General features: G+C 40.1%; 21 protein-coding genes and 3 pseudogenes. 2 read left to right on the top strand and 22 right to left on the bottom strand.

From position 1 onward, the window contains the following. Position 1: 1 nt before the first annotated feature. The 10 genes from hisG to WKT11_RS09615 form a co-directional block, all read right to left on the bottom strand. Positions 2-649, bottom strand: a complete 648-nt coding sequence (gene hisG, locus WKT11_RS09660) for an ATP phosphoribosyltransferase (protein WP_008702990.1) — start codon at positions 647-649, stop codon at positions 2-4. Positions 650-652: 3 nt separating this feature from the next. Next, positions 653-1,771 (bottom strand): ATP phosphoribosyltransferase regulatory subunit, encoded by a 1,119-nt coding sequence (hisZ, locus tag WKT11_RS09655; protein ID WP_118516800.1) that lies wholly within the window; start codon positions 1,769-1,771, stop codon positions 653-655. Between the two features lie 255 nt (positions 1,772-2,026). Continuing rightward, on the bottom strand, positions 2,027-2,560 hold the full coding sequence (locus WKT11_RS09650; RefSeq protein ID WP_118411637.1) for a Holliday junction resolvase RecU: 534 nt from the start codon (positions 2,558-2,560) through the stop codon (positions 2,027-2,029). A 23-nt stretch (positions 2,561-2,583) separates the two neighbouring features. Continuing rightward, positions 2,584-3,144, bottom strand: coding sequence for a signal peptidase I (gene lepB, locus WKT11_RS09645; RefSeq protein WP_340284034.1), 561 nt, complete (start codon positions 3,142-3,144; stop codon positions 2,584-2,586). Beyond that, a complete protein-coding gene (locus tag WKT11_RS09640) occupies positions 3,068-4,093 on the bottom strand; it encodes an RluA family pseudouridine synthase (RefSeq protein ID WP_340284032.1) in 1,026 nt (341 codons plus the stop codon). Before WKT11_RS09640 ends, lepB begins: the two co-directional genes overlap by 77 nt. Before the next feature lie 33 nt (positions 4,094-4,126). Further along, the gene (locus WKT11_RS09635) at positions 4,127-4,801 is read right to left on the bottom strand and encodes a hypothetical protein (protein WP_340284030.1); all 675 of its coding nucleotides are present in this window, start codon (positions 4,799-4,801) and stop codon (positions 4,127-4,129) included. Continuing rightward, entirely contained in the window at positions 4,798-6,777 is a 1,980-nt protein-coding gene (locus WKT11_RS09630) for a YgiQ family radical SAM protein (protein ID WP_117844435.1), read from the bottom strand. The genes WKT11_RS09635 and WKT11_RS09630 overlap by 4 nt, the downstream gene beginning before the upstream one ends. Positions 6,778-6,871: 94 nt before the next feature. Next, the gene (locus WKT11_RS09625; RefSeq protein ID WP_117676402.1) at positions 6,872-7,681 is read right to left on the bottom strand and encodes a GTP pyrophosphokinase; all 810 of its coding nucleotides are present in this window, start codon (positions 7,679-7,681) and stop codon (positions 6,872-6,874) included. Positions 7,682-7,745: 64 nt separating this feature from the next. Beyond that, positions 7,746-8,588: a M23 family metallopeptidase gene (locus WKT11_RS09620; protein WP_243009493.1), complete on the bottom strand. Its 843-nt coding sequence runs from the start codon at positions 8,586-8,588 to the stop codon at positions 7,746-7,748. Between the two features lie 199 nt (positions 8,589-8,787). Next, positions 8,788-10,239, bottom strand: a complete 1,452-nt coding sequence (locus tag WKT11_RS09615; protein WP_340284027.1) for an aminoacyl-histidine dipeptidase — start codon at positions 10,237-10,239, stop codon at positions 8,788-8,790. 163 nt (positions 10,240-10,402) lie between these two features. On the opposite strand from WKT11_RS09615, the gene WKT11_RS09610 reads away from it, so the two are divergent. Then, positions 10,403-11,392: a hypothetical protein gene (locus tag WKT11_RS09610; protein ID WP_117676464.1), complete on the top strand. Its 990-nt coding sequence runs from the start codon at positions 10,403-10,405 to the stop codon at positions 11,390-11,392. Between the two features lie 175 nt (positions 11,393-11,567). Here the strand turns inward: WKT11_RS09610 and WKT11_RS09605 are convergent, their stop codons facing one another. The 6 genes and pseudogenes from WKT11_RS09605 to WKT11_RS09580 form a co-directional block, all read right to left on the bottom strand. Further along, positions 11,568-12,197: an ATPase gene (locus WKT11_RS09605; RefSeq protein WP_117676400.1), complete on the bottom strand. Its 630-nt coding sequence runs from the start codon at positions 12,195-12,197 to the stop codon at positions 11,568-11,570. Between the two features lie 62 nt (positions 12,198-12,259). Continuing rightward, positions 12,260-12,754 carry a pantetheine-phosphate adenylyltransferase gene (gene coaD, locus WKT11_RS09600; RefSeq protein WP_117676399.1) on the bottom strand — a complete coding sequence of 165 codons (495 nt, stop codon included), beginning with the start codon at positions 12,752-12,754 and terminating at the stop codon, positions 12,260-12,262. An 80-nt stretch (positions 12,755-12,834) separates the two neighbouring features. Next, positions 12,835-13,386: a 16S rRNA (guanine(966)-N(2))-methyltransferase RsmD gene (gene rsmD, locus WKT11_RS09595; protein ID WP_118136890.1), complete on the bottom strand. Its 552-nt coding sequence runs from the start codon at positions 13,384-13,386 to the stop codon at positions 12,835-12,837. After that, the gene (locus WKT11_RS09590) at positions 13,383-13,778 is read right to left on the bottom strand and encodes a methylglyoxal synthase (protein WP_008702973.1); all 396 of its coding nucleotides are present in this window, start codon (positions 13,776-13,778) and stop codon (positions 13,383-13,385) included. The genes rsmD and WKT11_RS09590 overlap by 4 nt, the downstream gene beginning before the upstream one ends. 344 nt (positions 13,779-14,122) lie before the next feature. After that, the gene (locus WKT11_RS09585) at positions 14,123-14,692 is read right to left on the bottom strand and encodes a cytidylate kinase-like family protein (protein WP_117676397.1); all 570 of its coding nucleotides are present in this window, start codon (positions 14,690-14,692) and stop codon (positions 14,123-14,125) included. A 180-nt stretch (positions 14,693-14,872) separates the two neighbouring features. Further along, positions 14,873-15,283, bottom strand: a pseudogene (locus WKT11_RS09580) (phosphate--AMP phosphotransferase); the annotation flags it as partial. Between the two features lie 715 nt (positions 15,284-15,998). Between WKT11_RS09580 and WKT11_RS09575 the strand changes: the two are divergent. After that, positions 15,999-17,651: a diguanylate cyclase domain-containing protein gene (locus tag WKT11_RS09575; RefSeq protein WP_243104028.1), complete on the top strand. Its 1,653-nt coding sequence runs from the start codon at positions 15,999-16,001 to the stop codon at positions 17,649-17,651. A gap of 183 nt (positions 17,652-17,834) precedes the next feature. On the opposite strand, the gene WKT11_RS09570 is transcribed toward WKT11_RS09575, so the two are convergent. The 6 genes and pseudogenes from WKT11_RS09570 to WKT11_RS09545 all read right to left on the bottom strand — a co-directional run bounded on the left by WKT11_RS09570 (position 17,835) and on the right by WKT11_RS09545 (position 24,174). Then, positions 17,835-18,890, bottom strand: a complete 1,056-nt coding sequence (locus tag WKT11_RS09570) for a GGDEF domain-containing protein (protein ID WP_117844443.1) — start codon at positions 18,888-18,890, stop codon at positions 17,835-17,837. A 47-nt stretch (positions 18,891-18,937) separates the two neighbouring features. Continuing rightward, a pseudogene (locus WKT11_RS09565) lies at positions 18,938-19,210 on the bottom strand (peroxiredoxin). A gap of 60 nt (positions 19,211-19,270) precedes the next feature. Further along, positions 19,271-19,483, bottom strand: coding sequence for a DUF6219 family protein (locus WKT11_RS09560; protein WP_117676394.1), 213 nt, complete (start codon positions 19,481-19,483; stop codon positions 19,271-19,273). A 416-nt stretch (positions 19,484-19,899) separates the two neighbouring features. Next, a pseudogene (locus tag WKT11_RS09555) lies at positions 19,900-20,822 on the bottom strand (ATP-binding protein). A gap of 278 nt (positions 20,823-21,100) precedes the next feature. Continuing rightward, on the bottom strand, positions 21,101-22,390 hold the full coding sequence (locus WKT11_RS09550) for an SANT/Myb-like DNA-binding domain-containing protein (RefSeq protein WP_340284015.1): 1,290 nt from the start codon (positions 22,388-22,390) through the stop codon (positions 21,101-21,103). A 98-nt stretch (positions 22,391-22,488) separates the two neighbouring features. Continuing rightward, the gene (locus tag WKT11_RS09545) at positions 22,489-24,174 is read right to left on the bottom strand and encodes a recombinase family protein (protein WP_340284013.1); all 1,686 of its coding nucleotides are present in this window, start codon (positions 24,172-24,174) and stop codon (positions 22,489-22,491) included. Positions 24,175-24,176: the final 2 nt, after the last annotated feature.

The following is a 24,176-nucleotide window of genomic DNA, read 5'->3' as shown; positions in this document are numbered from 1 at the left end:
TTTACATTTCCTCCTGCAGAACTCTTCTTAAATCTTCAATGAGTTTGCGAATTCTTTCGTTCTCCATCTTCATGCTTACCTGGTTGACAACCATTCTGGCAGACAGCGGGCAAACCTCTTCTAATACTTTCAGACCATTTTCTTTCAATGTGCTTCCTGTCTCTACGATATCTACGATAACCTCTGACAGACCAACGATCGGTGCCAGCTCGATAGAACCATTTAATTTGATCAGATCTACGGTCTGATGCTTTCTGTTAAAGAAGTAGTCCTTTGCAATATTCGGATATTTGGTTGCTACACGGATGAGCTGGTTGTTCTCCAGAACCTCTCTGGCACTCTCCGGTCCGCAGACGCACATTTTACATTTTCCAAATCCGAGGTCCATAACCTCATATAACTTACGGCCTTCTTCAAGGATCGTATCTTTTCCGACGATTCCGATGTCTGCCGCGCCGTATTCTACATAGGTAGGAACATCCGGACCTTTTGCAAGGAAGAATTTCATTTTTAATTCTTCATTTGTAAAGATCAGTTTGCGGGAATCTTTATCTTTCATTTCTTCGCAGGTGATTCCTGCTTTCTCAAACATTTCCATTGTTTTGTTGGCAAGTCTGCCTTTGGTAAGGGCAACTGTCAGGTATCTCATGGCTTATCTGACCTCCTTTTTCAAACGTAATGCCACACATTTGCCTTCTGCGCGAAGTTTCTGTGCTTCTTTGATTGCCTGTGCACGATCCTGTGGCTCATATTCGATCACTTCCGGCTTCTCTTCTTTCTCAGAGAGCAGTTTCTGGCTGGAAAGTGCAAGAAGAAGGTTGTCTACTTCAATCGCAAATCCGATAGATGCCGCCGGTTTACCGAAGTGTTTCATCAGGCCATTGTAACGACCGCCCTTGATCATTGGCTCGCCGGTTCCATAGGTGTATGCCTGGAAAATGATTCCTGTGTAGTACTGATATTTGCTGAGCATTCCGAAGTCAAAAGAGATGTATTTCTCGTAGCCGTAGTTCTTCATGATCTCATAGATTTCTTCGAGTCTGGAAACCGCTTCGAGTGCGCATGCATTGTTTGTCAGGCTTCTGGCTTTCTTTAAGACTTCTTCGGAACCGAACATCTGTGGGATTTCGATGAAGGCTTTTACCATGCTGTCTTTAATTTTCTGCTCTGCTACGAATTCTTCTACTCCAAATGAGTTTTTCTGTGAGATCAGGGTGCGGAGGCGTTCTTCTGCTTCGGGGCCGAGTTCTGCTTCTTTTAAGAGGGATTTGAAGTAATCTACCTGTCCGACGCTGACCTGGAATTCTGTCAGTCCTGCTGCCAGGAGACATTCGACTGTCATGGCGAGAAGTTCTGCATCTGCGTCTGCGGATTCATCTCCGATTCGTTCTACGCCCATCTGTGTGGTTTCTTTGAGATGGCCTCGATAGCTGGAGTTGTTGATGAATGTGTTGCCGGTGTAGCATAAGCTTACTGGTTCTTTGTCCGGGGAGAAGTAGGTGGCGCAGGCTCTGGATACGGACGGGGTGAAATCTGGTCTGAGTACCAGAGTGTTGCCTTCGCGGTCGAAGAATTTGTAGAGTTCTTTGGATGGGATGGTTCCTACTTCGCGGCTGAATACTTCGAAGTATTCAAATGTCGGAGTTTCTATGTCTTCATAGCCGTACTGGTGGAAGACGCGATGGATTTTCTCCTGTACCTTTCTTTTTTGGCTGCATTCGCCGTTGTAGATGTCTCTTACACCTTCCGGGGTGTGAAAAATACGTTGCATGGTTGGTCCTCCTGTGGTTATGTTTTTTGTTTCTTATTATACTTTACCTCTTACTGCTTTAGTTTAGTAACGTGATACTAAGCTAATACGAAAACTAGATAGATTATATAGGGTTTTGGGAAAATTGTCAATCCCTGTGGAAGTTGTTTTTCTTTATTTTTATAAGGGACGCTCAGAAAGATATGATATCCCAGATGCCGAAACCGCACCTGAAAGCAAATATGTTTCTGCGCGTCCCTTTATGAGTAACATCCCCTACTCTCTTTCATTTAGGTCCATCTGAATCCCATCAAGATATGGAACTAAGAATCCACTTTTTTTGTTGAGATAGTATTGCGGACTGAGTTCTTCTCTGCGGAAGCTTTTGCGGCCGCCTTCTTGCATTCGAGTCCAGAAGATGAGGAGGTGGCGCAAGGGGAGGTAGTAGAATTGGTTCTCGTGGCTGTAGAATATGAGAAAGAATGCTATGCCGCCTTGTTTTTCAAATGCCTGCATGAATTCTACCTGGTGGGGATGGATGTTTGCGAGGGGGAAGGTGTCTGTGGCGCATTCTTTGGCGTCAAAGCATATGGGGATTCCCTGTACTGCTCCAATGTAGTCTACGGTGCTTCGCTGTTCGAAGTATGCCAGGGTGATATGACGGTTTTCTTTGTCCATTCGGACGGGGGTGATGGGTGTTGGGATTTTCTGAATGAGTGCAAGTTCTTTTTCTCTGTATTGTTCGTTGGTGCGGTTTACGAGGTCTTCCAGTGTGGAGCCTCGTAAGCCTCTGCTATTCCATGTTGCCAAATTGTTCTCCTTTAAGATTTTTCTTATTTAAGTAATTTCACCGACGGATAATACCGGATGACAGCTTTTCCTACGATTTCGTCAAAGGTTACAAAGTTGGTGGTTTTCCAGCAGCGGGAATCTTTAGAGTGGTTGCGGTTGTCTCCGAGCATGAAATAGCTGTTTTCAGGAACTTCGTATGGACCGAAGTTTCCTCTTGCTTTCTCAGGGATGAAGCTGTCGTCCAGTGGGATTTCGGAGTCGTTGATGTAAACTTTTCCGTCTGTGATCTGGACTTTTTCTCCGGGGAGTCCGATGAGGCGCTTGATGAAGAGTTTTTTTTCATCGTCCGGATATTTGAAGATGATGATGTCAAATCGCTCAGGGTCTTTTATTTTTTTTGATATTTCATGCCCGAAGAGATCTATATTGATACCATATGCCAGTCGGAAGCCGAAGAGACGATCTCCGGTCATAACTGTTTTTTCCATTGATTCAGAAGGAATTTTGGCGTTGATAAGTACTACGTTATTTATGAGTGTTACGATCAGCACCACTATGATGATCATTTTTGCGTAATCCCATACTTCTTTCCAGATTCTCATGATATGCCTCCTGCAGGTGTTCTTCATTGATGATTTTGAAAAAAAGCTCCGGCACCGGTGCCACGAAGGCTTGGTCTGTCTCCGGAATTACTAATCTGTATGCATGGAGAAGCTGGTGTTTTACTCCATGACGGGTGTATTGTTTGTTGAATTCATTGTCACCGTATTTGGTGTCTCCCAGGAGCGGATGACCAGTTCCGGCCAGGTGGGCTCGGATCTGATGTGTTCGGCCTGTGATCAGTTCTACTTCCAGGAGTGTCATTTTTCCATTACTGCCAAGCGGGCGGTATGCGGTTTCGATTGGCAGGGAATCAGGAAATTCTTGTTTGCTTACGGTTACTTTGTTGGTTTTTTTGTCTTTGTGCAGGTAGCCTTTGATATGGGCAGGTTTGTCCAGTTTGCCTTTTACCAGACAGAGATAGTATTTATGGAGCGTTCTGTCATGAAAGATTCCGGATAGGAACTGCAATCCGGCGAGACTTTTGCCAGCACAGACCATGCCGCTGGTGTTTCGGTCGAGACGATTGCACACGGATGGTTTGAAAGTTTTTAGCTGTTCTTCTGTGAGTTCGCCTTTTTTCAGGAGATAACCGATCAGGTATTCTACCAGTGATGATTCGCCGTCGTCTGCTGGCTGAGAGAGCATTCCTGCTGGTTTGTTGATAATAATGATATCGGCATCTTCATAAATGATGTCTAATTCACAGTAGTCTCTTGCTATCTGGGTGCTTCCGGCAAATTTGTCGAAGGTTTCATCACTCAGGAATAGTTTGATGGTGTCGCCTTTGAGGAGTTTTTCGTTTCCGGTGGCTTTTTTTCCATTCAGGGTGATGTTTTTCTTGCGGAGCATTTTGTAGAAGAAGCTTTTAGGGGCTTCTTTAAGAAGCTTGGCAAGGTACTTGTCAAAGCGCTGTCCGGCTTCGTTTTCTTCTATTATAAATTTTTTCATTATTTCTGATATATCTTTCTCAATATTTCATGGCTACAGACAAATAGCCAAGATCGTCTGTCGGATGAGTTCGTTTCTGGAAAGATCCGGGTATTTCTCATCCGGGGTAAATTTAATACCTTCTTCCAGACTTTCTTTGTGGTCATTCATGGAATCAAGGCGTTCCAGAAATGGGCGAAGGTCTGTGAAGATCTTTACTGTAGCTTTGTAGCCGTTTTTGCGGATGATTTTTTGGGAATTGGTTTCCATGAAAGAGGCATCGATCTTCGGGTCGCTGCTGTAGGCTGCTACGGTGTTTCCGCATACCGCTACTGCGTCGATATAGGCACTCTTTTCATAGAAGGTCATGTATAATTCATATGCCATATCAAGGCTGCCCTGATGTTCCTGGATTTTCTGATACAGTCCTGCATCCATTGGTCTGCATTTCAGGATCATGATCAGGCTTACCATGGATTTGCATGCCGGAAGACATCCGACTACTGCCACTACTGTCCAGACAGTCATTCTTGTTTTAAAGTAAATCCAGGATGTAAAGAAGATAAATAACGGTACTGCGAAAAGAATCGCTGTGATGATCAGGCGGCGTTTCTTTTCGCTTTTGAAGTATCCGAAATTTCCTTTGGAAATTTTCTTTGATTTTTTATTGTTTGATGTTTTAGACTTAGCTGAAGATTTTGTGTTGTTTGGCTTCTTCTCTGCTGTCACTTTCGTCCTCCTTTGGAGTTGCTTTTCTTATGTGTGTTTCTTATTGTATTTTTCTTCGCAGATATAGTGGCGTTTCTCTTGTTTCCTCTGAAGTCTGTTAAACCTCTTCTTGTATTTCTGCTGTCACTACGGCCATTATTCTTTTTGCCGCCATCATTTCCCTGATGCTCTCCATGACCTTCGCGTATCGGGCGGATCAGGCATTTCGTACCGTATCCTACCAGGTCCATTCTGCCGGTCATTTTAAGACCTTCGAGTACCAGTTCTCTGTTTGCAGGGTTCTTGTACTGCATCAAGGCTCGCTGGATGGCTTTCTCGTGAGGATTCTTCGGCACGTATACTTTCTCACCTGTGAGAGGATGAATTCCTGTATAGTACATACAGGTAGAAAGAGTAGATGGCGTCGGATAAAAATCCTGTACCTGTTCTGGGGTAAAGCCAAGGTCGCGGACATATTCCGCCAGTTTTACAGCTTCTTTCATGGTGCAGCCCGGATGGGAAGACATGAAATATGGTACTGCATACTGCTGCTTTCCTGTTTTTTTATTGGCTGCATCATATTCTTTAAGGAACTGCTGATAAATGCTGTGACTTGGTTTCCCCATGTATTTGAGTACCTGATCTGATACATGTTCAGGAGCAACTCTCAGCTGTCCGCTTACATGATGTTCTACCAGTTCATTCAAAAACGTCTTATTCCGGTCTGCTACCACATAGTCAAAACGTACACCGGAGCGGATAAATACTTTCTTAACTCCCGGAATCCTGCGCAGTTTGCGAAGAAGGGCAACATAATCCGAATGATCTACCGTCAGGTTCTTACATGGTGTCGGGAACAGGCACTGCTTGTTCTTACATACACCCTTGGTGAGCTGTTTCTGGCAGGATGGCTGTCTGAAGTCTGCGGTAGGGCCACCAACATCATGAATATAGCCCTTAAAATCGGGATCTTTTGTCATTCTGGTGGCCTCTTCAATCAAGGATTCATGACTTCTGGTCTGAAGAATTCTTCCCTGATGGAATGTCAGAGCGCAAAAATTACAGCCGCCAAAACATCCTCTGTTGCTCGTCAGGCTGAACTTAATTTCCTCTAGTGCCGGGATTCCACCCAGCTCGTCATACATGGGATGTACTTTCTCCGTATAGGGAAGCGCATAGACATCATCCATCTCCTGTTGTGTCAGAGGCAGCGCCGGAGGATTCTGTACGATATATCCCTTTGTTCCGTAAGACTCTGCCATTGGTCTGGCGGTAAACGGGTCTGTATTCTGATACTGAATGGCAAAGCTGTCTGCGTATGTTTTTTTATCTTCTTTTACCTCTTCATAGGACGGAAGAATAATTGGCTCATAAATTCTGGAGAGATCTTTACATTTAAATACGGTTCCAGCAATATAAGTAAGCTCTTCTACAGGAATTCCGCTTGAAAGTGCATCCGCAATCTCTACGATTGAATGTTCGCCCATTCCATAAGAGATTATGTCTGCTCCGGAATCAAGAAGTACGCTGTGTTTTACTTTGTTGTCCCAATAGTCATAATGGGCCAGTCGTCTCAGGCTGGCTTCAATTCCACCCAGAATAATGGGTGTCTTTTTATAAGTCTGACGAATCAGATTGCTGTATACGATCACCGCACGGTCAGGGCGAAGTCCCATCTGACCGCCTGGTGAATAGGAATCCTTCTGTCTGTGCTTCTTGGACACTGTATAGTGGTTCACCATGGAATCCATGTTTCCCGCTGATACCAGAAATCCCAGTCGCGGCTCACCAAATACCTGGATACTCTCTTTCTTCTTCCAGTCCGGCTGACTGATGATTCCCACTTTATATCCACGGCTCTCCAACAGCCTGCTGATGATTGCCGTGCCAAAGGAAGGATGGTCCACATAGGCATCGCCTGTGATGTAGGCGAAGTCTACCTGATTCCATCCTCTCTGTTTCATTTCTTTCTTAGTTACCGGTAAAAAATCCTGCATTTATATTTCCTCGTATGTACTTGATGATATTGATATCTGCGGATTGCTCCGTTGCAAAACAACTCCCATAATCCTGATATCATAATACTCCATATTAATGATGATATACCGCCTGCGCACGATATCCTTCTGAAATAATATCAAGCTGTCTGTGGAATCGCTTCAGCTGCTGGAGATCCTTTGTGCGGAATACTCTCAGGAATTCATCCTGAATCTTCATAATCTCACGTTTATTTGCGATCTTGTACAGGTTTTCGATATTAATGAGGATATCTTTCACCAGGTTAGACTGCATCTGGGAAGAGTTCTGTGCATCCATGATCTCATTTCGTACAGAAGACATCTCATGATCCAAAGCATTGATAGCATCTGCTGCCTTGCTCAGACGCTCTGCAACATGCTCCGGCATATCACCTTTATATTTATATTGCAGGGAATGCTCGATCGTTGCCCAGAAATTCATCGCCATTGTACGGATCTGAATCTCTGCCTGTAGCTTCTTAGGTCCATTAATGGTATCCACTGTATAATAAATGATCAGATGATAACTTCTGTATCCACTCTGCTTAATATGTTTCAGATAATTCTTCTCGCTCTTTATAGTCATATCGCTTCTTTTCTGAATCATAGAAGCAACCGTCTCTATATCCTCTTCAAACTGGCAGATAATACGAACACCTGCGATATCCTCCAGTTCCTCTTCCATCTTCTCCATAGGAATATGCTTGCGCTGCATTTTCTCAAGGATACTGCTTACACTCTTAACTCTGCCCTCTACCTGCTCGATCGGACAGTAAATATCGTTCTCTTTACACTCATCGATAATGTGATTAAATTTCACTTCCAGCTCTCTTACAGCCAGTTCATACGGGCACAAAATGCTTCTCCATAACTGTATTTCCATCTTCACTCGCTCCTTGCATTTCATACATTTTGTTATTATAGCATAGATTTAAAAAAATATCTCGCTAATATGAATAGTTTCTGATTTTTTTAGAAATGGCCTTCAACACCCAGTAAGGGTTTACGCTCAATTCCTCATAATGCGGTGTCCTGATATAAATTCCCAGATGAAGATGAACCGGAAACATGCCACGCGTACCTTCTGTACCATATCCGGTATTTCCCATATATCCCAGGATATCTCCTGCCGATACCTCTTCCCCCGTCTGGAAATCTTTCTCATATGTATCCAAATGGGCATAATAAAAATACCCGCCTTTCGGGGCACGTATTCCAATCCTGTAGCCACCCAACGGAAGCCACCCGATATTCTCTACCACGCCATCTGTGACACTTAAGACCGGATAATAGCCAGACTCCTTCTTACGTCCAAACAAATCACAGCCTTCATGTACACGCAAGCCTCCATAATCCCTGAGCGCACCATAGGTATTTTCAAAATCAACTTCTGTAGATGGAATGGGAAAATATTTCAGATCCGACCATACAGACTGATAAGCCTCCATAAGCCGCTCATATTCCTCTGGTTTATACTTCCGATACGGCACACTGTCCGCCCGGACCTGCCTCGGATAAAATCCCGAATTCAGCATCGTCGCCGTCAAAATATTCGCAAACCCATCAGCCCCCGTCCCTTCGACCAGTGCAGCCTTCCAGATACTGCGATAAAGCCCGGGCGTCACATGCTGCTGCCTAAAATCACTCTCCTCACAAGCCTCCGCCTTCAAAGCCGAAGCCCGGCTGCGCATATCCAGCATCATCTGCAACATAACCACCATCACCACAAGCACAAACAACGGCAAAATATATCGAACCAACGAAGTCCGCGCATTATACGGATCAAACATATGAGATACCTCCGCATTCTGTTACAGTATATGCATTAAAATGAAAATATAGAACCTATAAAGCATTTAGCTTCAAATAAGATTTTAAAAATCGTCCAATAACCAGCAGAGAGAGGACATTAGGTCATGACCTAATGTCCTCTCTCTGCGTCCCTTAATCAAAAATACACCCTGCCACAAACAGCAGGGTGTAACACCGTCAGTCTTTAAGAGCTCCCAGAACTTTCACCAGATACTTCCACACTCTCTCTGTAGAAGAAATACTAAGAACCTCCTCAGATGTATGAATATCCTTCATATCCGGTCCGAGGGATACACAGTCCAGACCTTCCATCTTCTTATAGAAAAGTCCACACTCAAGACCTGCATGAATTGCCACTACATTTGGCTTCTGACCATACATTTCTTCATAAACTTCCACCATCTTATCACGAAGCGGTGAATCCTTGCGGTACTCCCATGCAGGATATACACCCTGTCTCTCATATTCTCCACCAAGAAATTCTGTCAGATATTCAATCTTATCAGAAAGTGCGTCTCTGGCTGTCTCCACAGAACTTCTGATGCTGGAGCTTCCCAGCACTTCGTTCTCAGATGTCTTCAGAATACCGATATTTGTAGAAGTCTCTACCAGTCCTTTGATAGTTCCACTCATCTTCTGAACGCCATACGGTACATTTACAAGGAAGAATACAACTTTCTCTTTACTTGTCGGATGAAGAACTATCGCATCCTGCTCACCTTCCTCTGTGACAGTTACTGTGATTCCTTCATCAGTTCCTGTATACTCTTCTCTCCATGCAGTCTGCATAGAAGCGGCATACTCTTTAACAGCTTCTACGTTCTCTTTAACAGTAAGAAGTTCTGCTATGGATTCTCTTGTGATCGCATTATCTTTCTGACCGCCCTGTACACTGATCAGCTCATAGCCTGCTTTCGCATCAAGGCCATGAAGGAATTTACCCAGAAGAGAGTTTGCATTTGCACGGTTCTTATCAATCTCAGCACCAGAATGGCCACCCATCAGACCACTGATCTTAACTGTCAGTTTCTCACCTTTCGCTTCCAGTCTTGTCACCGGAATATGGCTGATTCCGGAAAGACCTCCTGCGCAACTGATCCAGAGACTTCCCTCTGCTTCAGAATCAAGGTTGATGAATCTTCTTCCTTTTAATACGCTGCAGTCAAATCCGACAGCACCAAGAAGACCGATTTCCTCATCTACAGTAATAAATACTTCAAGAGGAGGATGTGCAATCGTATCACTTTCCAGAAGTGCCAGACCATAAGCTACTGCGATTCCGTCATCGCCACCGAGAGTTGTTCCATTCGCAGATACATAGTCACCTTCAACAGAAAGATTTAATCCATCTTTTGTAAAGTCGTGATCTACGTCCGGACGTTTCTCACATACCATATCCATATGTCCCTGAACAATTACTGTCGGTGCATTCTCATATCCTGCTGTTCCCGGTTTATAAATAACTACATTATTCATCTCATCCTGAATATATTTCAGATCATGATTCTTTGCAAACTGTACCAAATAGTCACTGATCTGCCTGGTGTTTCCTGATCCATGCGGGATCTTGCAAATCTCTTCAAAATAATGAAATACCCTTTTCGGTTCGCAATTCTCTAAAACTGCCATAATTATTACCTCCAAAAATCACACTGATTTATAAAAAGAATCCTATAAAAAAATCTAATTAAACCAGATCTATTTTACCTGAATACTATAGCATTTATTTTCATTAAGTGCCATATAAATTTTATAAAGAATCTATAAAATGGTGTCCATGGAACATATTATTATGAACAAAAACCATTTCCTGCTTTCCAGTGTACGTCGAAATCTTAAAAATATTCTGCTCGTCTGTGGAGTTTTTTTCCTTCTGGGATTTCTTCTGATGCATCCGGCTGAAAGTCTGGTCTGTGCGAAAGCAGGAATGACTTTATGGCTGAATACATTAATTCCGACACTTCTGCCATTTATTATTCTTACCGGTATATTGACACGCATTGATAACATCCAAAAAATTCTATCCCCTCTGGAGTCTTATTTTCGTGTTCTGCTGGGTGTCAGCAGCTGGGGCGGTTACGTGTTTCTACTTGGTATGTTGTGTGGATACCCTCTGGGTGCCAAACTGGCTTCTGATCTGTATGAATCAGATAAAATCAGCAAAAAAGAAGCTGTGTACCTTTCTACTTTCTGTAATAACCCAAGTCCTGCTTTTGTCATTACATACCTGGGTAAATTATGCCTGAAGGATGTCGTCCCTGCTTATTTTATCCTCATAAGTCTCTTTTCTGCTAATCTGATATGTATGTTATTTTTTCGTTACGCAGTCTACAAAAATCAGATTCTGACAAGTGCGCAATACACAGATACACGTAATGAAAAAGAGGTCATGTCTACAGTCCCAGCCGGAAATATCGTCAATACTTCTATTATGAACGGGTTTGAAACCATCACACGGCTCGGAGGATATATCCTTCTTTTTTCTATTCTGGCCGGATGCATCAGATATTATCAGCCATTCCCTGCTTTTTATCAAAATCTGCTTCTGGGATTTACTGAAATTACTACAGGGCTCTCAATTATTTCATCTTCTAATCTGTCTGTCACAGCCCGTATTTTTGTATCCGTCTCGGCTACGGCATCGGGAGGTCTGTGTATTCTTGCTCAGACAAGAAGTATTTTTCATTGCGATCTTAGTCTGATGCCATATATTGTCTCCAAATGTATCAGTGCAGTTCTGACATCTTTTATCCTTTACTGCCTGTTATATTATTTTCTGTAAATACATTCTGATTACTAGTGTCTATAACAAGTTGTTTGCTATACCAAAAGACATTTTAGAAGAACTTCCACATAAAAATTGCCAAAGACAATTTCAAAAAAACAACACTAATATTTATAATGTAAAATATAAAAGGCCAGGAAAATATCCTGGCCCTAATATTATTCAATTAATCTTAGTTCTCTCCCAGATCATCTAAAAGATCGTCATCGTCATCTTTGCTGTCGTCATCATGGTAAGAACCTGTGATTGCTGCTGCCTGTGCTGTCTGAGGTGCAAGTTCCTGACGATTATGATTAACAACGTCAAGACAGCTCTGCAGAGAATCAATAAATGTCTTATATTTGGCACCGGCATCCTCTAATGTTGTGTTAAGGACGCTGCCAATATTTGCCATCATATCATCTGTATAAGTGATAGCACTGAGACGGATGCTGTTTGCATCCTGTGTTGCAGAATCCAGAATCTCCTGTGCCTGCTTGTTAGCTGCATTGATTGTATCGTTTGCCTGTGCATATGCTTTCTGCATAATCTCATGCTGAGTTACCAGTTCCTGAGCTCTTGCCTGTGCATCTGCGATCAGAGCATCAGCTTTGGACTGTGCATCCTCAAGGATAGCATCTTTATTGTTAATGATCTTCTGATAACGTTTGATCTCATCCGGAGTTTTCAGACGGAGTTCTCTCAGAAGTTCTTCGATTTCTTCTTTATTTACAACAATCTTGGTTGTTGACAGCGGCTGAAATTTACAGCTGTCTACATATTCCTCGATTTCACCGATAATCTGTTCAATTCTGCTGCTCATAGTATAATATCTCCTTAATCTTCTCTATTTGTGTTACTGTCCTTTCGTATATGAACAATAACCTATTTGTCATCTGCTGTGCGATGAAGCTTCTCAATGACTGCATCAGTTATTTCTCTTGGTGCAAATTTACTCAGGTCGCCGCCAAAATGAGCAACTTCTTTCAATATCGTAGAGCTTAAATAAGCATATTCCAGACTTGTAGTCAGAAATACAGTATCTACATCCGGTGCAAGCACACGATTCGTCTGAGCCATCTGAAGCTCATATTCAAAATCAGTAACCGCACGAAGCCCACGTATGATCACCTGAGCATGATTCTCTCTGGCAAAATTTACGGACAATCCCTCAAATGGTTTCACTTCAACATTCGGAATATCTAAAGTTGCCTTTTCTAATATATTAACACGTTCTTCTACAGAAAACAACGGACTTTTTGAAGAATTGTGTAAAACACCTACTATCACCTTGTCAAAAGATACTGCTGCTCTCTTTATCACATCAAGATGACCATAAGTTGCCGGATCAAAGCTGCCTGGGTACACTGCTATTTTCATGTGTTTCTTACTCTCTCTTTCCTCTGGCACGTATGCATGAAAAACAGTCACTGCTCACTTTATTGCTGACAGTAACTCCATCATGCACGTTCTAAAAATACGTGCTTATTTGTCTTATACTCTTTTGAACGCAGCTGTCTGTAACCAAGAGATTCCACATAACTGAAATCAGTCTGAAGGTCTGCCTCTACTATAATAAGCGTATTCTCATCTGCAACTGTGCTGTCCTTGAGATATTCGAGCACCTGACGTTCCAGTTCGTTATTATATGGCGGATCCATGAAGATTATATCGAAAGCACCTTTTCCTTCAAGGGAACGCAATGCCTGCAGCACGTCCATGTTCAGCAGTTTACCATCTTCTGCCAGTTTTGTAAATGTAAGATTTTCTCTGATGCATGCTGCAGCCTTTGGATTCTTCTCTACAAATACTGCATAAGAAGCGCCTCTGCTCAGTGCTTCGATACCAATTCCACCACTTCCTGAAAAAAGATCAAGGAAACGGCAATCCAGAAGTTCCGGCTGAAGTATGTTAAACAAAGTCTCTTTAATCCTGTCTGTAGTAGGTCTTGTATCCATACCTGGAACTGTTTTTAAATTAAGCCTTCTGGCTTTTCCTGCGATTACTCTCATTTAAGATTCAGTCTCCAATCCAGGTCTCCTCTTGCGAGTCCTAAAATAAGAAGTTCTGCAGTGGCAATGTTTGTCGCTACAGGAATATTGTACTGGTCGCATCTTCTTACAATACTTGTAATGTCCGGTTCTTTTGGATCGATCATAACTGGGTTGTAGAACAGGATGACCATATCGAGATCCTGACGTTCTACCATCTCCATAAACTGCTTGTCTCCACCAATACTGCCGGCAAGGAATTTATGCACATGAAGGCTTGTCGCTTCTTCAATTCTTCGTCCCGTTGTACCTGTCGCGTAGACCTCATGTTTGGCAAGTATATTCTTATAAGCGATGCAGAAATCTTCTATTAGTACTTTTTTACTGTTATGTGCGATTATACCTAAGTTCATAGTTTCTCCTCTCCGATTCTCCCGTTTATTTTGCGAATTCTTTCAATTCTTCGCAATTCTAAGTGTAATTATAACAAAGCACTAAATAAAACGCAATTAAAACTTGAAAAATATACACAATTCATAATTTATTAATATTTTCCTGGAAATTCTTCCTTCCCAGATGACTTACAAATCACTTGGATAACGATGCATAAACAGCAGCTGAACTTATTTCCTGTGATATAAAAATAATGTCGCTTTATTTCTGACATCATAAAAAATATGATTATCAATAAAGCGACATATACTTATTGTTTCATTTCATGTTTTATAACATTTACCGGTTACTCTGACAGCCACACTTACTTTGATTTCGCCTGAATATAATTTATAATTATATCAACTGCGTCAGAAATAGCAATCTTTCCAGTATCAATAGACAACTGATACTGGCTGGTATCTTCCCATGCTTTTCCGGTGCAGAATTTATGGAATGATGCTCTTTTTTCATCCACTTCCTTTACCGTGTGCGTAGCTTCTTTTTTGGAAATATTGTCACGCTTCATGATTCGCTCAATACGGCAATCTCTGTCTGCATGAAGAAAAATCGTTGTCGCTTCAGGATCTTTTTCATATACCGCACCCGAACAACGGCCAATGATCACTGCTGATTTTCCTTTTGTGAGTTCACGCACAAGCTCAAAGGATCTCTCCATCGGGTTGCTGTCTCCATAGCTTACCGCTATGCTGTACAGCAGACTATTTACCGCTTTCTCCTGGAAAAATTCTTTATTCTCATCATATTTGCCAAGCTTTCTGGCTTCTTCTTCCAGTTTCTTTCTGTCATAAAGTTCCATTCCCAGTCTGGAAGCCAGTTCTCTGCCTATCTCATGTCCGCCGCTTCCACATTGTCTTGCAATTGTAATAATCATCTCGGTTCCTCCTGTCCTACATTGCCATGATGTCATTGAGTATTCATAATAGATCATTTTAGTTTCATTATACTCAAAAAGGAAGTGGATGTATATGCTAAAATCTACCATAAATTATCCTTGCAAAACCTGATATTCTGGTACTTATGGCGAATTGGTCAGACAAATTTAGCTTTTTATCTACTTATCTTTTAACGCCTTCTCAATCTCACTGATTACGATTTTAAGTGCCTTAATACGGGCGTATTTTTTGTCAACAGATTCCAGCACATGCCATGGCGCAAAGGAAGTATTCGTTTTCTGAAGCATTTCATCTACTGCAACTTCATATGCGTTCCATTTTTCTCTGTTTCGCCAGTCTTCATCTGTGATCTTCCACTGTTTCTCCGGATTATTCTGTCTTTCCCGGAAACGTTCCAGCTGTGTATCCTTATCAATCTGAACCCAGAATTTAATAATAACTGCGCCACAGTCCTTGAGTTTTTTCTCAAATTCATTCATTTCATTGTAAGCACGTATCCAGTCATTCTCACTGCAGAATCCCTCGAGACGTTCTACCATAACTCTTCCATACCAGGTTCTATGAAACAACTTTTAAGTGACAACAACACAATGCCGCCTTATTTCCATTGCTATAAGAGTATAGAACAGAAATAAAGCGGCATTTTTTCTTTTGTATATAGTTTTTATGAACGTAATAATAATTTACGAAGCAATTATTCCGTCATAATCAGACGATAAAGTTCTGTTATATTATAACGTCATTTTTAGTACTGCTGGCCACCCTGAGAACCGGATCCGCTGGACATCTGTCTTTCCTGGGCTTCGATCATTTTCTTCATAATAGTATCAGAACAACTTTCCCTGAATTTTGCGTTGATGGAAAATAATCTGATTATTCAGAAGAAAATCAAATCATTATTTTTAATATAACAATCTCTTTACGAGCTTCATTATAGTACAGAAACCTTGAGAATACAAGGTTCTAAAAAAGAGACCGAAAAGAGACCAAAAGAGACGTTCAATGTCATTTAGTTAACATTTAATAGGGAGCGAATTCTTACAGAACAAATTACAAACGAAAATACTCTTTAAAGCAAAAATATTGTCTTTTTTTCAGAACACTTATTCCGTTTTTCGGCTTCCGTGATATAATGCTTTATTATGAAAATTTCCATGAATAAATGAGGTAAACCAAGTGAAAAAGAAAACACTTGTGCCTCTTATCATTTTTTTACTGGGCATATGCCTTGTTAGTTTAATTGTATACATAACAGACACCCATGAAAAAAAACAGAGACACACAATGGCACAATTAAACGCAACCACCTACGGTGAACGCATTAAGAATGAAATTACAGATGGAATTGAAATTACGGATACTTTGGAGCAGGTCATAATCAGTGAAAATGGTGAATTTCATCAGTTTGACACAATTGCCAAAAATCTGATGTCTGATTCCATTGAAAGCATGCAGCTCGCTCCCAATGGTATTGTAACAGATATTTATCCGGCTGAAGGAAATAAGGCAGGTAAGATTGATCTGCTCCATGATAAGGAACGTAAAGAGATTTCCTGTTACGCAAGAGATAATCATACAATTATTACACAGGGGTCTTTCGAATTAAAACAGGGCGGTTATGGAATTGCCGTCCGCAATCCGGTCTACCTGAAAGATAAACGCGGACAAGAGTATTTCTGGGGATTTACCATTGTCATCCTGCGTGTTCCGGATATTTTTTCAGATGCAATCAGTGCACTTTTGAATTTTGGATATGAATATAAAATTTTAAAAACAGCTACTCCATGGAGTGATGATTATAAAGTAGTTTATCAGTCAGATGATCAAATAAATCATCCGGTTTCTTACACTTTTACTATAGGACATGAAAACTGGAAACTTGAGATTACTCCGAAAGTTGGATGGAGAAATAACACACTACTGATAATTATCAGCGGAATGTTTCTCACTATAAGCCTTCTTCTGTCAGTGCTTACCAGGGTATGGCTGGTAGCAAAAGAACACAAGAATAAATATCAAATACTGGCACGCACAGATTCTCTTACGAATATTTATAATCGTTATGGATTTGATGAATTAGCAGAAAAAATGATCTCTAAAAATCCACAAGCACATTTTGTAGCTGCGCTCCTTGATATCGATGACTTTAAGTTTATCAATGATATCTATGGACATAGTTACGGAGACAGAGCATTAAAGATTCTTGCCGACAGCATGAAAGCATTTTTTCCATCTGATGCATTACTTGGAAGAAATGGTGGTGATGAATTCTGCATTCTTTTACCAAATTGTACCTTTGAAGAGGCAGATGTACAGCTACAGCAATTCACCAAACTCCCAAAAATATTCTCATATCATAATGAGGAACATGCATTTTATATTTCTCTTGGATATGCAGAATATCCAACATTTGCATCCAGCCATTCACAGCTCATGCGCTGTGCAGATGCTGCCCTTTATGAAATAAAGCTTCATGGAAAAAATGGATGTATGGCTTACCGAAAAGGTCTCCAGTCAGGAGCCCGCAAACAGCTTGGATTTGCGCTTAAGGATATCTCCGAACACCTTCCAGGTGCATTTATCATATATAGAGCAGACAAAGAAGACGATGAACTCTTTTATGCAAACCACGAATTTCTTCATATGGCTGGTTATAAAAGCATGGATGAACTATTCAGACTTACTCAAAAAAGGTTCCACAATCTGATCCGCAAAGATGAGCAGCAACAAATAGAAACAAGCATCTGGAAACAGATCGACAGCGGCAATGAAAATGACTATGTTCACTTTCATCTTCGAAAAGCTGACGGAACTTACCTTTCTGTACTTGACCATGGAAGAATCGTAGAAAGCCAGCAATACGGAAGAGTATTTTATGTATTGTTCATGGATTGGGAAGATATGCATATTCGTTACAGTGATAAATTTTCTGAATAATAAATTGCTGATGCCCCTCTCCAATATGGTCCATTAACATTCAGCCTCATATGGTTATCAACATAAACTAAAGAGAAACTGGTTTCCGTGATATTATCACACAATAACATAGTAAAAACCCTGTTGGTTTTTCCAACAGGGTCCTATCGATTACTCATTTAAGAAGATTCATCTACGCTGAGCTTAAAGCTTATTATATTTCTTGCATAATTGTTTATTTTTATACATATAAGCATCTGCATTATCCAATAGCATCTGCATTGTACACGCCATATCACCGGAGGATAATGCCCATCCGCACGCATAGTCGATTGGTATTTGATTTTCATAACTATTTAATCTGTCTTTTTCTCTGTACAAGGATTTTAATATTTCCTTAATTTCCGCCTCGCTTGTATGATAAATGACTGCTATAAACTCATCTCCGCCATATCTTCCAACAAAATCCTTTTCTGGAATCACACTGCGCAAAAGCTTTGCAAAATTCATTATTAACTGATCTCCTGCGGAATGTCCCCTTGTATCATTAACAATTTTTAGATTATTTAAGTCAAACATTATGCATGCTGTAGGATCTGTAATTATATCTTTTTTATCAAAAATCTCATTACAGGCACTTTTATTTGGCAGCCCAGTATGGGCATCTATGAATGCTTTCTGTTCTAGTAGTCTGTTTTGCATTGCCATCTGCATTGCCCTTAGAGTCTGCATAATAACCAATATCACCAGACTCAACATATCAAGTGCCGACAAAAGCTCTATGATGCGAATCTTTATAGCGAGCTTTTCTGAATAGCTTTCTGCGGCAGATACAGTTTCATCTGCCATCGTAAAATAAATTTCACTCATGTTAACAATGTCTGTATTTTCGTATCCCTTGTTTCTTACCGATTCAATCTCTGTTTTCAATTTATCCCAGTAATCACTCTGGATTTGCAATTTTTTCTGATATTCTTCATCATGGAGTTTTACCAGATCATAATGTCCATCCTGATATCTTAATCCAAGAAGAATATCATCCAAATATTTAATTAATTCATCATTTTGGTTTCCTGTAATTTCTAATTTTACTTCACGCTGTGTAGCTCCACGTACCAGACCTGCATAATTTATTACGCGTGCTGTCCCCTGCAGCCTACTAATCTGTATCATCATAAAAATAATAAGAACTACTAATATCAATATAAGGAAACTCTGTATAATATTTATTATGTTTTTACTTTTTTTGTTTGTCTGCATTTTACAATTTATCCTAGTCTTAAATAATATTCATTTCAATAACTATGCTATTCCTTTACTTTCTCCCTACATTTGGGGCAAATACCTTTAAATGAAATATCATAATCTGAAAATGTAAATGCCAATCCATATTTTTCCTCGAATCTCTTATGAGAGGATACAGAATCCTTACTGACTCCAAGAATAATTGCACCTTTTTTCAGTAAACTGAGGGTATCTCTCGGAAAAACCACATGCCTGTTTCGTACATCCCGCTGTATTATCCTTGGGATAGAAATATAATATTACTTTTTTCCTGTATAATCCGATAATCTGTGTATTTTCCCATTTTAATCTGGCAACTCAAAATCAGGTGCCTTGACCCCTACTTCCAACATTATTTATTCCTCCCTCTCTGTAACTTTCTCTTTATTCGCCATTTTCTTCCTATTCCCAGAAATCATTTTATGTCCTGTATGCATCGCCATTGTCATACATAGTATAGAACTTAACGCAAAGTATTTGTGGCTTGATTTTAACCCTTTATATCCAGTATAAAAACTACCAATCATTGTGATTAATGCTCCTGCTGACCAATATTTATGTGCTTTCATATAATTCCTCCGTCTTTTATCTTCGGTGTTTTTAATTATAATTATACTCCACAGTAATCATATGTCAATTTAATAATGAAACAATCAAAACAGCCTATATCTCGCATTTCTTCCAATCAACAAACTGCATTCTTAATATAATTTATCAGTATATCAGAAATCATTCTGCCAGGTATACGAGACGGAAATCAGTGCTTTTTATCACTCTGCGGAGCCCCGTCCTCTCGGTAATTGAATTGCCGAGGATTCCCGCTTATTGTCCTAAACTTTTTCCTCAACTGTCCCCCCAAAAAAATCTCACAGAATTGTTACAAAAGGCACCAGCCACCTTATCGACTGATGCCTCTATCTACTATATCTCAGATAAAAACATCTCCATCATTTCAAAAGAGAATGACGGAGATATTTTGCCTTGTTTATTCTTGTAGCAACCAATCGGCTATATCATGAATTTCGATTCCTTCATAACTATATTTTGGATGTTTGGTTCTGGCAATAATCATTTTCGGATAAGCATCTCGAATCTGAAGCAGAGGAGAGCATTCTCTCTTAAATGTTTCCTGATTGGAAATGTTGTCACTGACCTGAATATAGATCTTCTCGCTGCCTCTCTGAGCAACAAAGTCAATCTCCTTTTGATAGAGCTTGCCGACATAGACATCGTATCCACGGCGAAGAAGCTCGATGCAAACGATGTTTTCATATACTCTGCCATAATCCATATTTCTGCTTCCCAGTATTGCATATCGAATGCCACTGTCACAAAGATAGAACTTTTCAGAGCTTTCCAGGTATTTCTTGCCTCGGATGTCGTATCTCTTAATATCATAAAATACAAAAGCATTGCACAAATACTTAATGTACTTGCCGACAGTTACATGATTGGTCGGAGTCTTATTTGCTGTCAGTAGCTGACTGACCTTATTAGGAGAAGTCAGGTTGCTGATATTATCCATAAGAAATTCGCTCAGACGTTGTAAAACCAAAGTGTCCGGGAGCGAATATTTCTGCACCAAATCCCTTGTAACAATCGTTTCGTAGACCTCTTTGATATAGTTTGTTCTGTCTTTTTCGGTTCTGTAAGCGTAAGAACCTGCCAAACCACTCTGGATAGCGTAATCATCAAAGAGCTTATCTTTATCAGTAACATCATCATAATATTGGCAATATTCCTGAAAGCTGAAAGGAAATACATGAGCTTGGACTTACCGGATCGACGAATGCCTGTGATGATCTTGATGTCAGAAGTACCATTCAATTCAATGATTCTATCGAGATATTTTGCTCTTGTAATTATTTTCATATCGTTACTGGCTTTCAAAAGTTTAAGATTTTTCATTTATTGAAACTGCTTCGATGTACTTATAATACTGTCTGCTAATAGTATATGCAAGATATCACTTTCAAAAACACAAAATATTTTATTTTTTGAAAGCGGATACTATCCAAAGATTGCCCCAGGCATCAAGCCTATCCTGTTTGCACAGATTCATTCCATCATAGCATATGATGCCTGCTCTTATATTTGATACGAAAAAATGAAGAGTATCGAAAAAAGTGAATTCGAATTCACTTTTTTTGACATTCTTCCTTTATTCCGTACATAATACTCCGTAACTATAGCAATTCCATAAAATAATGCATGAAATAAATCAGGTAACATCCTACTATCAGTCTGAAAATATCATCTTCTATCTCTTCTTCGCTGCTGTTTAAAATAATTTTGTTTTCTTCTATCTGAAGCCCCATTGTAACCACAAGATTCTCAACCTGTTGTCTGTCATATTCTTTTTCATCCAAAAGAACAGAATTCTCAGAAACCCTGAATCTCCCGGTTTCATCACATTTCAGTTTCAAATGCAGTTCAGGGAGTTTTCCGAGTTTAAAGGTTATCTCACTGTATGTCATAGATTGTTTTACTTTTGTGATTCCCTGTTTCACTGCCAGTATGATCCATTCATCCAACACAGGTCCTTTATACATAGGCAGTCCATATTGCAGGTGTAATTGGGCTGCCTTGCTGATACAGGCATTTCTGGTACGGTTATTCAGACGTTTATAAACATTGCTGCCCTCAACCGGGTAGTATTTCTTCAGTATCTTCTCTTCGACTTTTGTCCATGGGTCATTGTTTTTCCTGCTTAATCCCAGAATCATCGCTCTATATTTGCATGCCTGAAGAGATCTTTCAGGAATGAGAGTATTCACATACCCGGCACCTTTTTCTTCATAATATCGGGTAATGATCGCATCCTCTTCCTGTGTCCATGGAAGTCTGTTATTGTCTGATCTGACATTTAAGTACTTAGCTCTGGACTGACAGGCAGTCAGCGTTCTCCCTTCCAATCGTTCTGCTACTTTCCTGCCTTCCGCTTTGTAATATGTTCTTATAATTTCATCTTCTTCTGCAGTCCATTCTTTTCTTCCCTGTGTGCAGAGACCTAATTTGGAAGCTCTTTTATTACATGCCTCTTTTGATCTTCCCTTCAGTCTTTTCTGAACTTCAGCACCTTCTGTTGAATAATAGTTTCTCAGAATTTCATCTTCGTTGCTGCTCCATTTTCTGTTTGCCCCGGAATAAGTGAGTCCTAATGCAGAAGCTCTTCCTCTGCAGGATTCTGCAGACCTCTGATTTAAACGAAAACGAACATTACTGCCCTCCGCAGCATAATACTCTCTGAGTATTTTATCTTCTGCCTCTGTCCATAACCTGATATATTTACCATCATTCTGTACAATTGCTGAAGATGAAATATTTTTGGATATTTCCATTTTTGATGCCTGAATCCTGCAGCTTTTTGCAGTTCTTCCAGATAATCTTTCACAGACCTGATCGCCTTCTGCGGGATAGTATCTTTTTAATATTTCGATTTCGTCGGCTGTCCATCTTTTTTTTGTATTTGCCATGTCTTACACCTGTTTTATATATTGTTTCAAACTGAAATATTCACTACTTTTTATTTTTCGTAACCTCCGCAGAACAATTCCATATATAAGTACAATATCTACATCGAAATCCCTGAATGCACAACATACTCATACCCTGTCTCTGTAGTATAAGTTTTTTCCTGTCCCAGTGCCGGAATAACAGACTCAGAACTGTGCAGACTTCCACTTTTAAATATGATCATCACTTCTGCTTTCTTTTCATTAACCGGAGTTATTTCTATATTACTGATTGTACTTTCTATCATAGCTCTGGTGATATCTTTGGTTTTTACGTAGGAGTACTCTTTTGCATAGTCTAGTATTCTACCCATCTGATCTAACAATTCTGTTTTTGAAAGAGGTTTCATGCTTTTCAATTGCTCCAGATCCGCTTTTTTCTCTGTAATCTGCTGTGTAAAAGTCTTGTTTCTGCTTAAAAATTCCGTATCAGAAATGTATCCGCCCATATTGTAATCCAACAACTTATCTCTCTTCTGTTCCAGTACTGTTATTTCATGCTGTATGTTGTCAATTTTTTCTTCAGTTCCTTCTGTTTTGTTAAGCTCTTTCTCATAAAGTTCCAGATATTTGTGCAATATACTTTTATTGCTTTTAGCCAGATTGTTATAAACATCCGATATCATCTCAAGCAGGATTTCTTCTTTTACCGGTTTGGATCTGCAGGAAGCTGCACCCTGTTTTATGCGATGACTGCATACCCAGGTCTTTGCATCTTTTCCGCGGACAGTTCTGACTTTCAGCCAATATGCAGCTCCATCTTCCGCACAATGTACAAGGCCGGTAAAAAGGTTGTCCTGCTTATAAGAAGTTTTTTTCGATTTGATATTTTTACTTCTTTCTTCAAGAATCCTGTTTGCATCTTCCCACAGTTTTTCATCCACAATTGCAGGGACATGGGTACCATCGTCTTTATACATCACCCATTCATCTTCAGGCAAGAATTTTTGTTTCTTAGTAAAAAGATCAACTATTTTTACTTTTCCGCCCACATAGTAACCCTTATATTTAGGGTTTCGGATGATATTTGCAATCACATGGCTATCTATCTTTCCCCCTTTATAATTTCTGTATCCACATTCCCATAAAAATTGTTCCAGTGAATGGGTAGACCAGTTTCCCAAGGCATATTTTTCAAAAATAAGCTGTACCATTTTTGCCTCTTCAGGATTCAAAAACAATTTTCCGTTTCGCTTGTCCCATCCATATATATGTGAATTACCAAGAACCACACCATTCTGTATGGATCTTGCATGACCAAAACGCACACGACTTGAAAGTTTTCTGCTTTCTTCCTGTGCAATACCAGACATGATTGACAGCCTGAGTTCCGAATCCTCATCTAATGTATTGATATTATCATTCCGGAACCAGACAGCAGTTCCACAGTCCAGAAGTTCTCTTGTATATCGTATACTATCTAATACGTTTCGGGCAAAACGGGTAATCTCTTTAGTGATGATAAGATCGATTTTTCCAGCTTTTGCATCCTGAAGCATTCTCTGGAATTCCTCTCTGTGGGTTACTGTAATACCTGAAATTCCTTCATCTATATAACCATCTACAAGCGTCCAATTCTTTACATCTGAAATCAGTTGTTCAAAAAAAGTCCACTGATGCTCAATAGAGGTTTTCTGTTCATCCTTATCTGTACTGACTCGGGCATAATACGCCACATTCAGTTTCAAATCAAATATATTTTTTTGCCGGGATTTCAGTTCCTCACGGGTTGCATAAATATCCATGT

The sequence above is a fragment of the Blautia sp. HCN-1074 genome (assembly GCF_037890165.1).
Lineage (GTDB): Bacteria > Bacillota > Clostridia > Lachnospirales > Lachnospiraceae > Blautia_A.
Note: the sequence above shows the minus strand (reverse complement) of the source record. Positions and strands in the feature narration are given on the sequence as shown.

What these genes read in the sequence shown, in the direction of transcription:
- WKT11_RS09605 (WP_117676400.1), bottom strand. Translation starts at nt 12,197, where the DNA reads ATGAGCAGCAGAATTGAACAGATTATCGGTGAAATCGAGGAATATGTA.
- WKT11_RS09545 (WP_340284013.1), bottom strand. Translation starts at nt 24,174, where the DNA reads ATGGATATTTATGCAACCCGTGAGGAACTGAAATCCCGGCAAAAAAAT.
- WKT11_RS09575 (WP_243104028.1), top strand. Translation starts at nt 15,999, where the DNA reads ATGGCACAATTAAACGCAACCACCTACGGTGAACGCATTAAGAATGAA.
- WKT11_RS09615 (WP_340284027.1), bottom strand. Translation starts at nt 10,239, where the DNA reads ATGGCAGTTTTAGAGAATTGCGAACCGAAAAGGGTATTTCATTATTTT.
- WKT11_RS09570 (WP_117844443.1), bottom strand. Translation starts at nt 18,890, where the DNA reads ATGCAGACAAACAAAAAAAGTAAAAACATAATAAATATTATACAGAGT.
- WKT11_RS09585 (WP_117676397.1), bottom strand. Translation starts at nt 14,692, where the DNA reads ATGATTATTACAATTGCAAGACAATGTGGAAGCGGCGGACATGAGATA.
- WKT11_RS09625 (WP_117676402.1), bottom strand. Translation starts at nt 7,681, where the DNA reads ATGGAAATACAGTTATGGAGAAGCATTTTGTGCCCGTATGAACTGGCT.
- hisG (WP_008702990.1), bottom strand. Translation starts at nt 649, where the DNA reads ATGAGATACCTGACAGTTGCCCTTACCAAAGGCAGACTTGCCAACAAA.
- WKT11_RS09550 (WP_340284015.1), bottom strand. Translation starts at nt 22,390, where the DNA reads ATGGCAAATACAAAAAAAAGATGGACAGCCGACGAAATCGAAATATTA.
- WKT11_RS09630 (WP_117844435.1), bottom strand. Translation starts at nt 6,777, where the DNA reads ATGCAGGATTTTTTACCGGTAACTAAGAAAGAAATGAAACAGAGAGGA.
- rsmD (WP_118136890.1), bottom strand. Translation starts at nt 13,386, where the DNA reads ATGAGAGTAATCGCAGGAAAAGCCAGAAGGCTTAATTTAAAAACAGTT.
- WKT11_RS09640 (WP_340284032.1), bottom strand. Translation starts at nt 4,093, where the DNA reads ATGAAAAAATTTATAATAGAAGAAAACGAAGCCGGACAGCGCTTTGAC.
- hisZ (WP_118516800.1), bottom strand. Translation starts at nt 1,771, where the DNA reads ATGCAACGTATTTTTCACACCCCGGAAGGTGTAAGAGACATCTACAAC.
- coaD (WP_117676399.1), bottom strand. Translation starts at nt 12,754, where the DNA reads ATGAAAATAGCAGTGTACCCAGGCAGCTTTGATCCGGCAACTTATGGT.
- WKT11_RS09590 (WP_008702973.1), bottom strand. Translation starts at nt 13,778, where the DNA reads ATGAACTTAGGTATAATCGCACATAACAGTAAAAAAGTACTAATAGAA.
- WKT11_RS09610 (WP_117676464.1), top strand. Translation starts at nt 10,403, where the DNA reads ATGAACAAAAACCATTTCCTGCTTTCCAGTGTACGTCGAAATCTTAAA.
- WKT11_RS09560 (WP_117676394.1), bottom strand. Translation starts at nt 19,483, where the DNA reads ATGAAAGCACATAAATATTGGTCAGCAGGAGCATTAATCACAATGATT.
- WKT11_RS09620 (WP_243009493.1), bottom strand. Translation starts at nt 8,588, where the DNA reads ATGTTTGATCCGTATAATGCGCGGACTTCGTTGGTTCGATATATTTTG.
- lepB (WP_340284034.1), bottom strand. Translation starts at nt 3,144, where the DNA reads ATGAGAATCTGGAAAGAAGTATGGGATTACGCAAAAATGATCATCATA.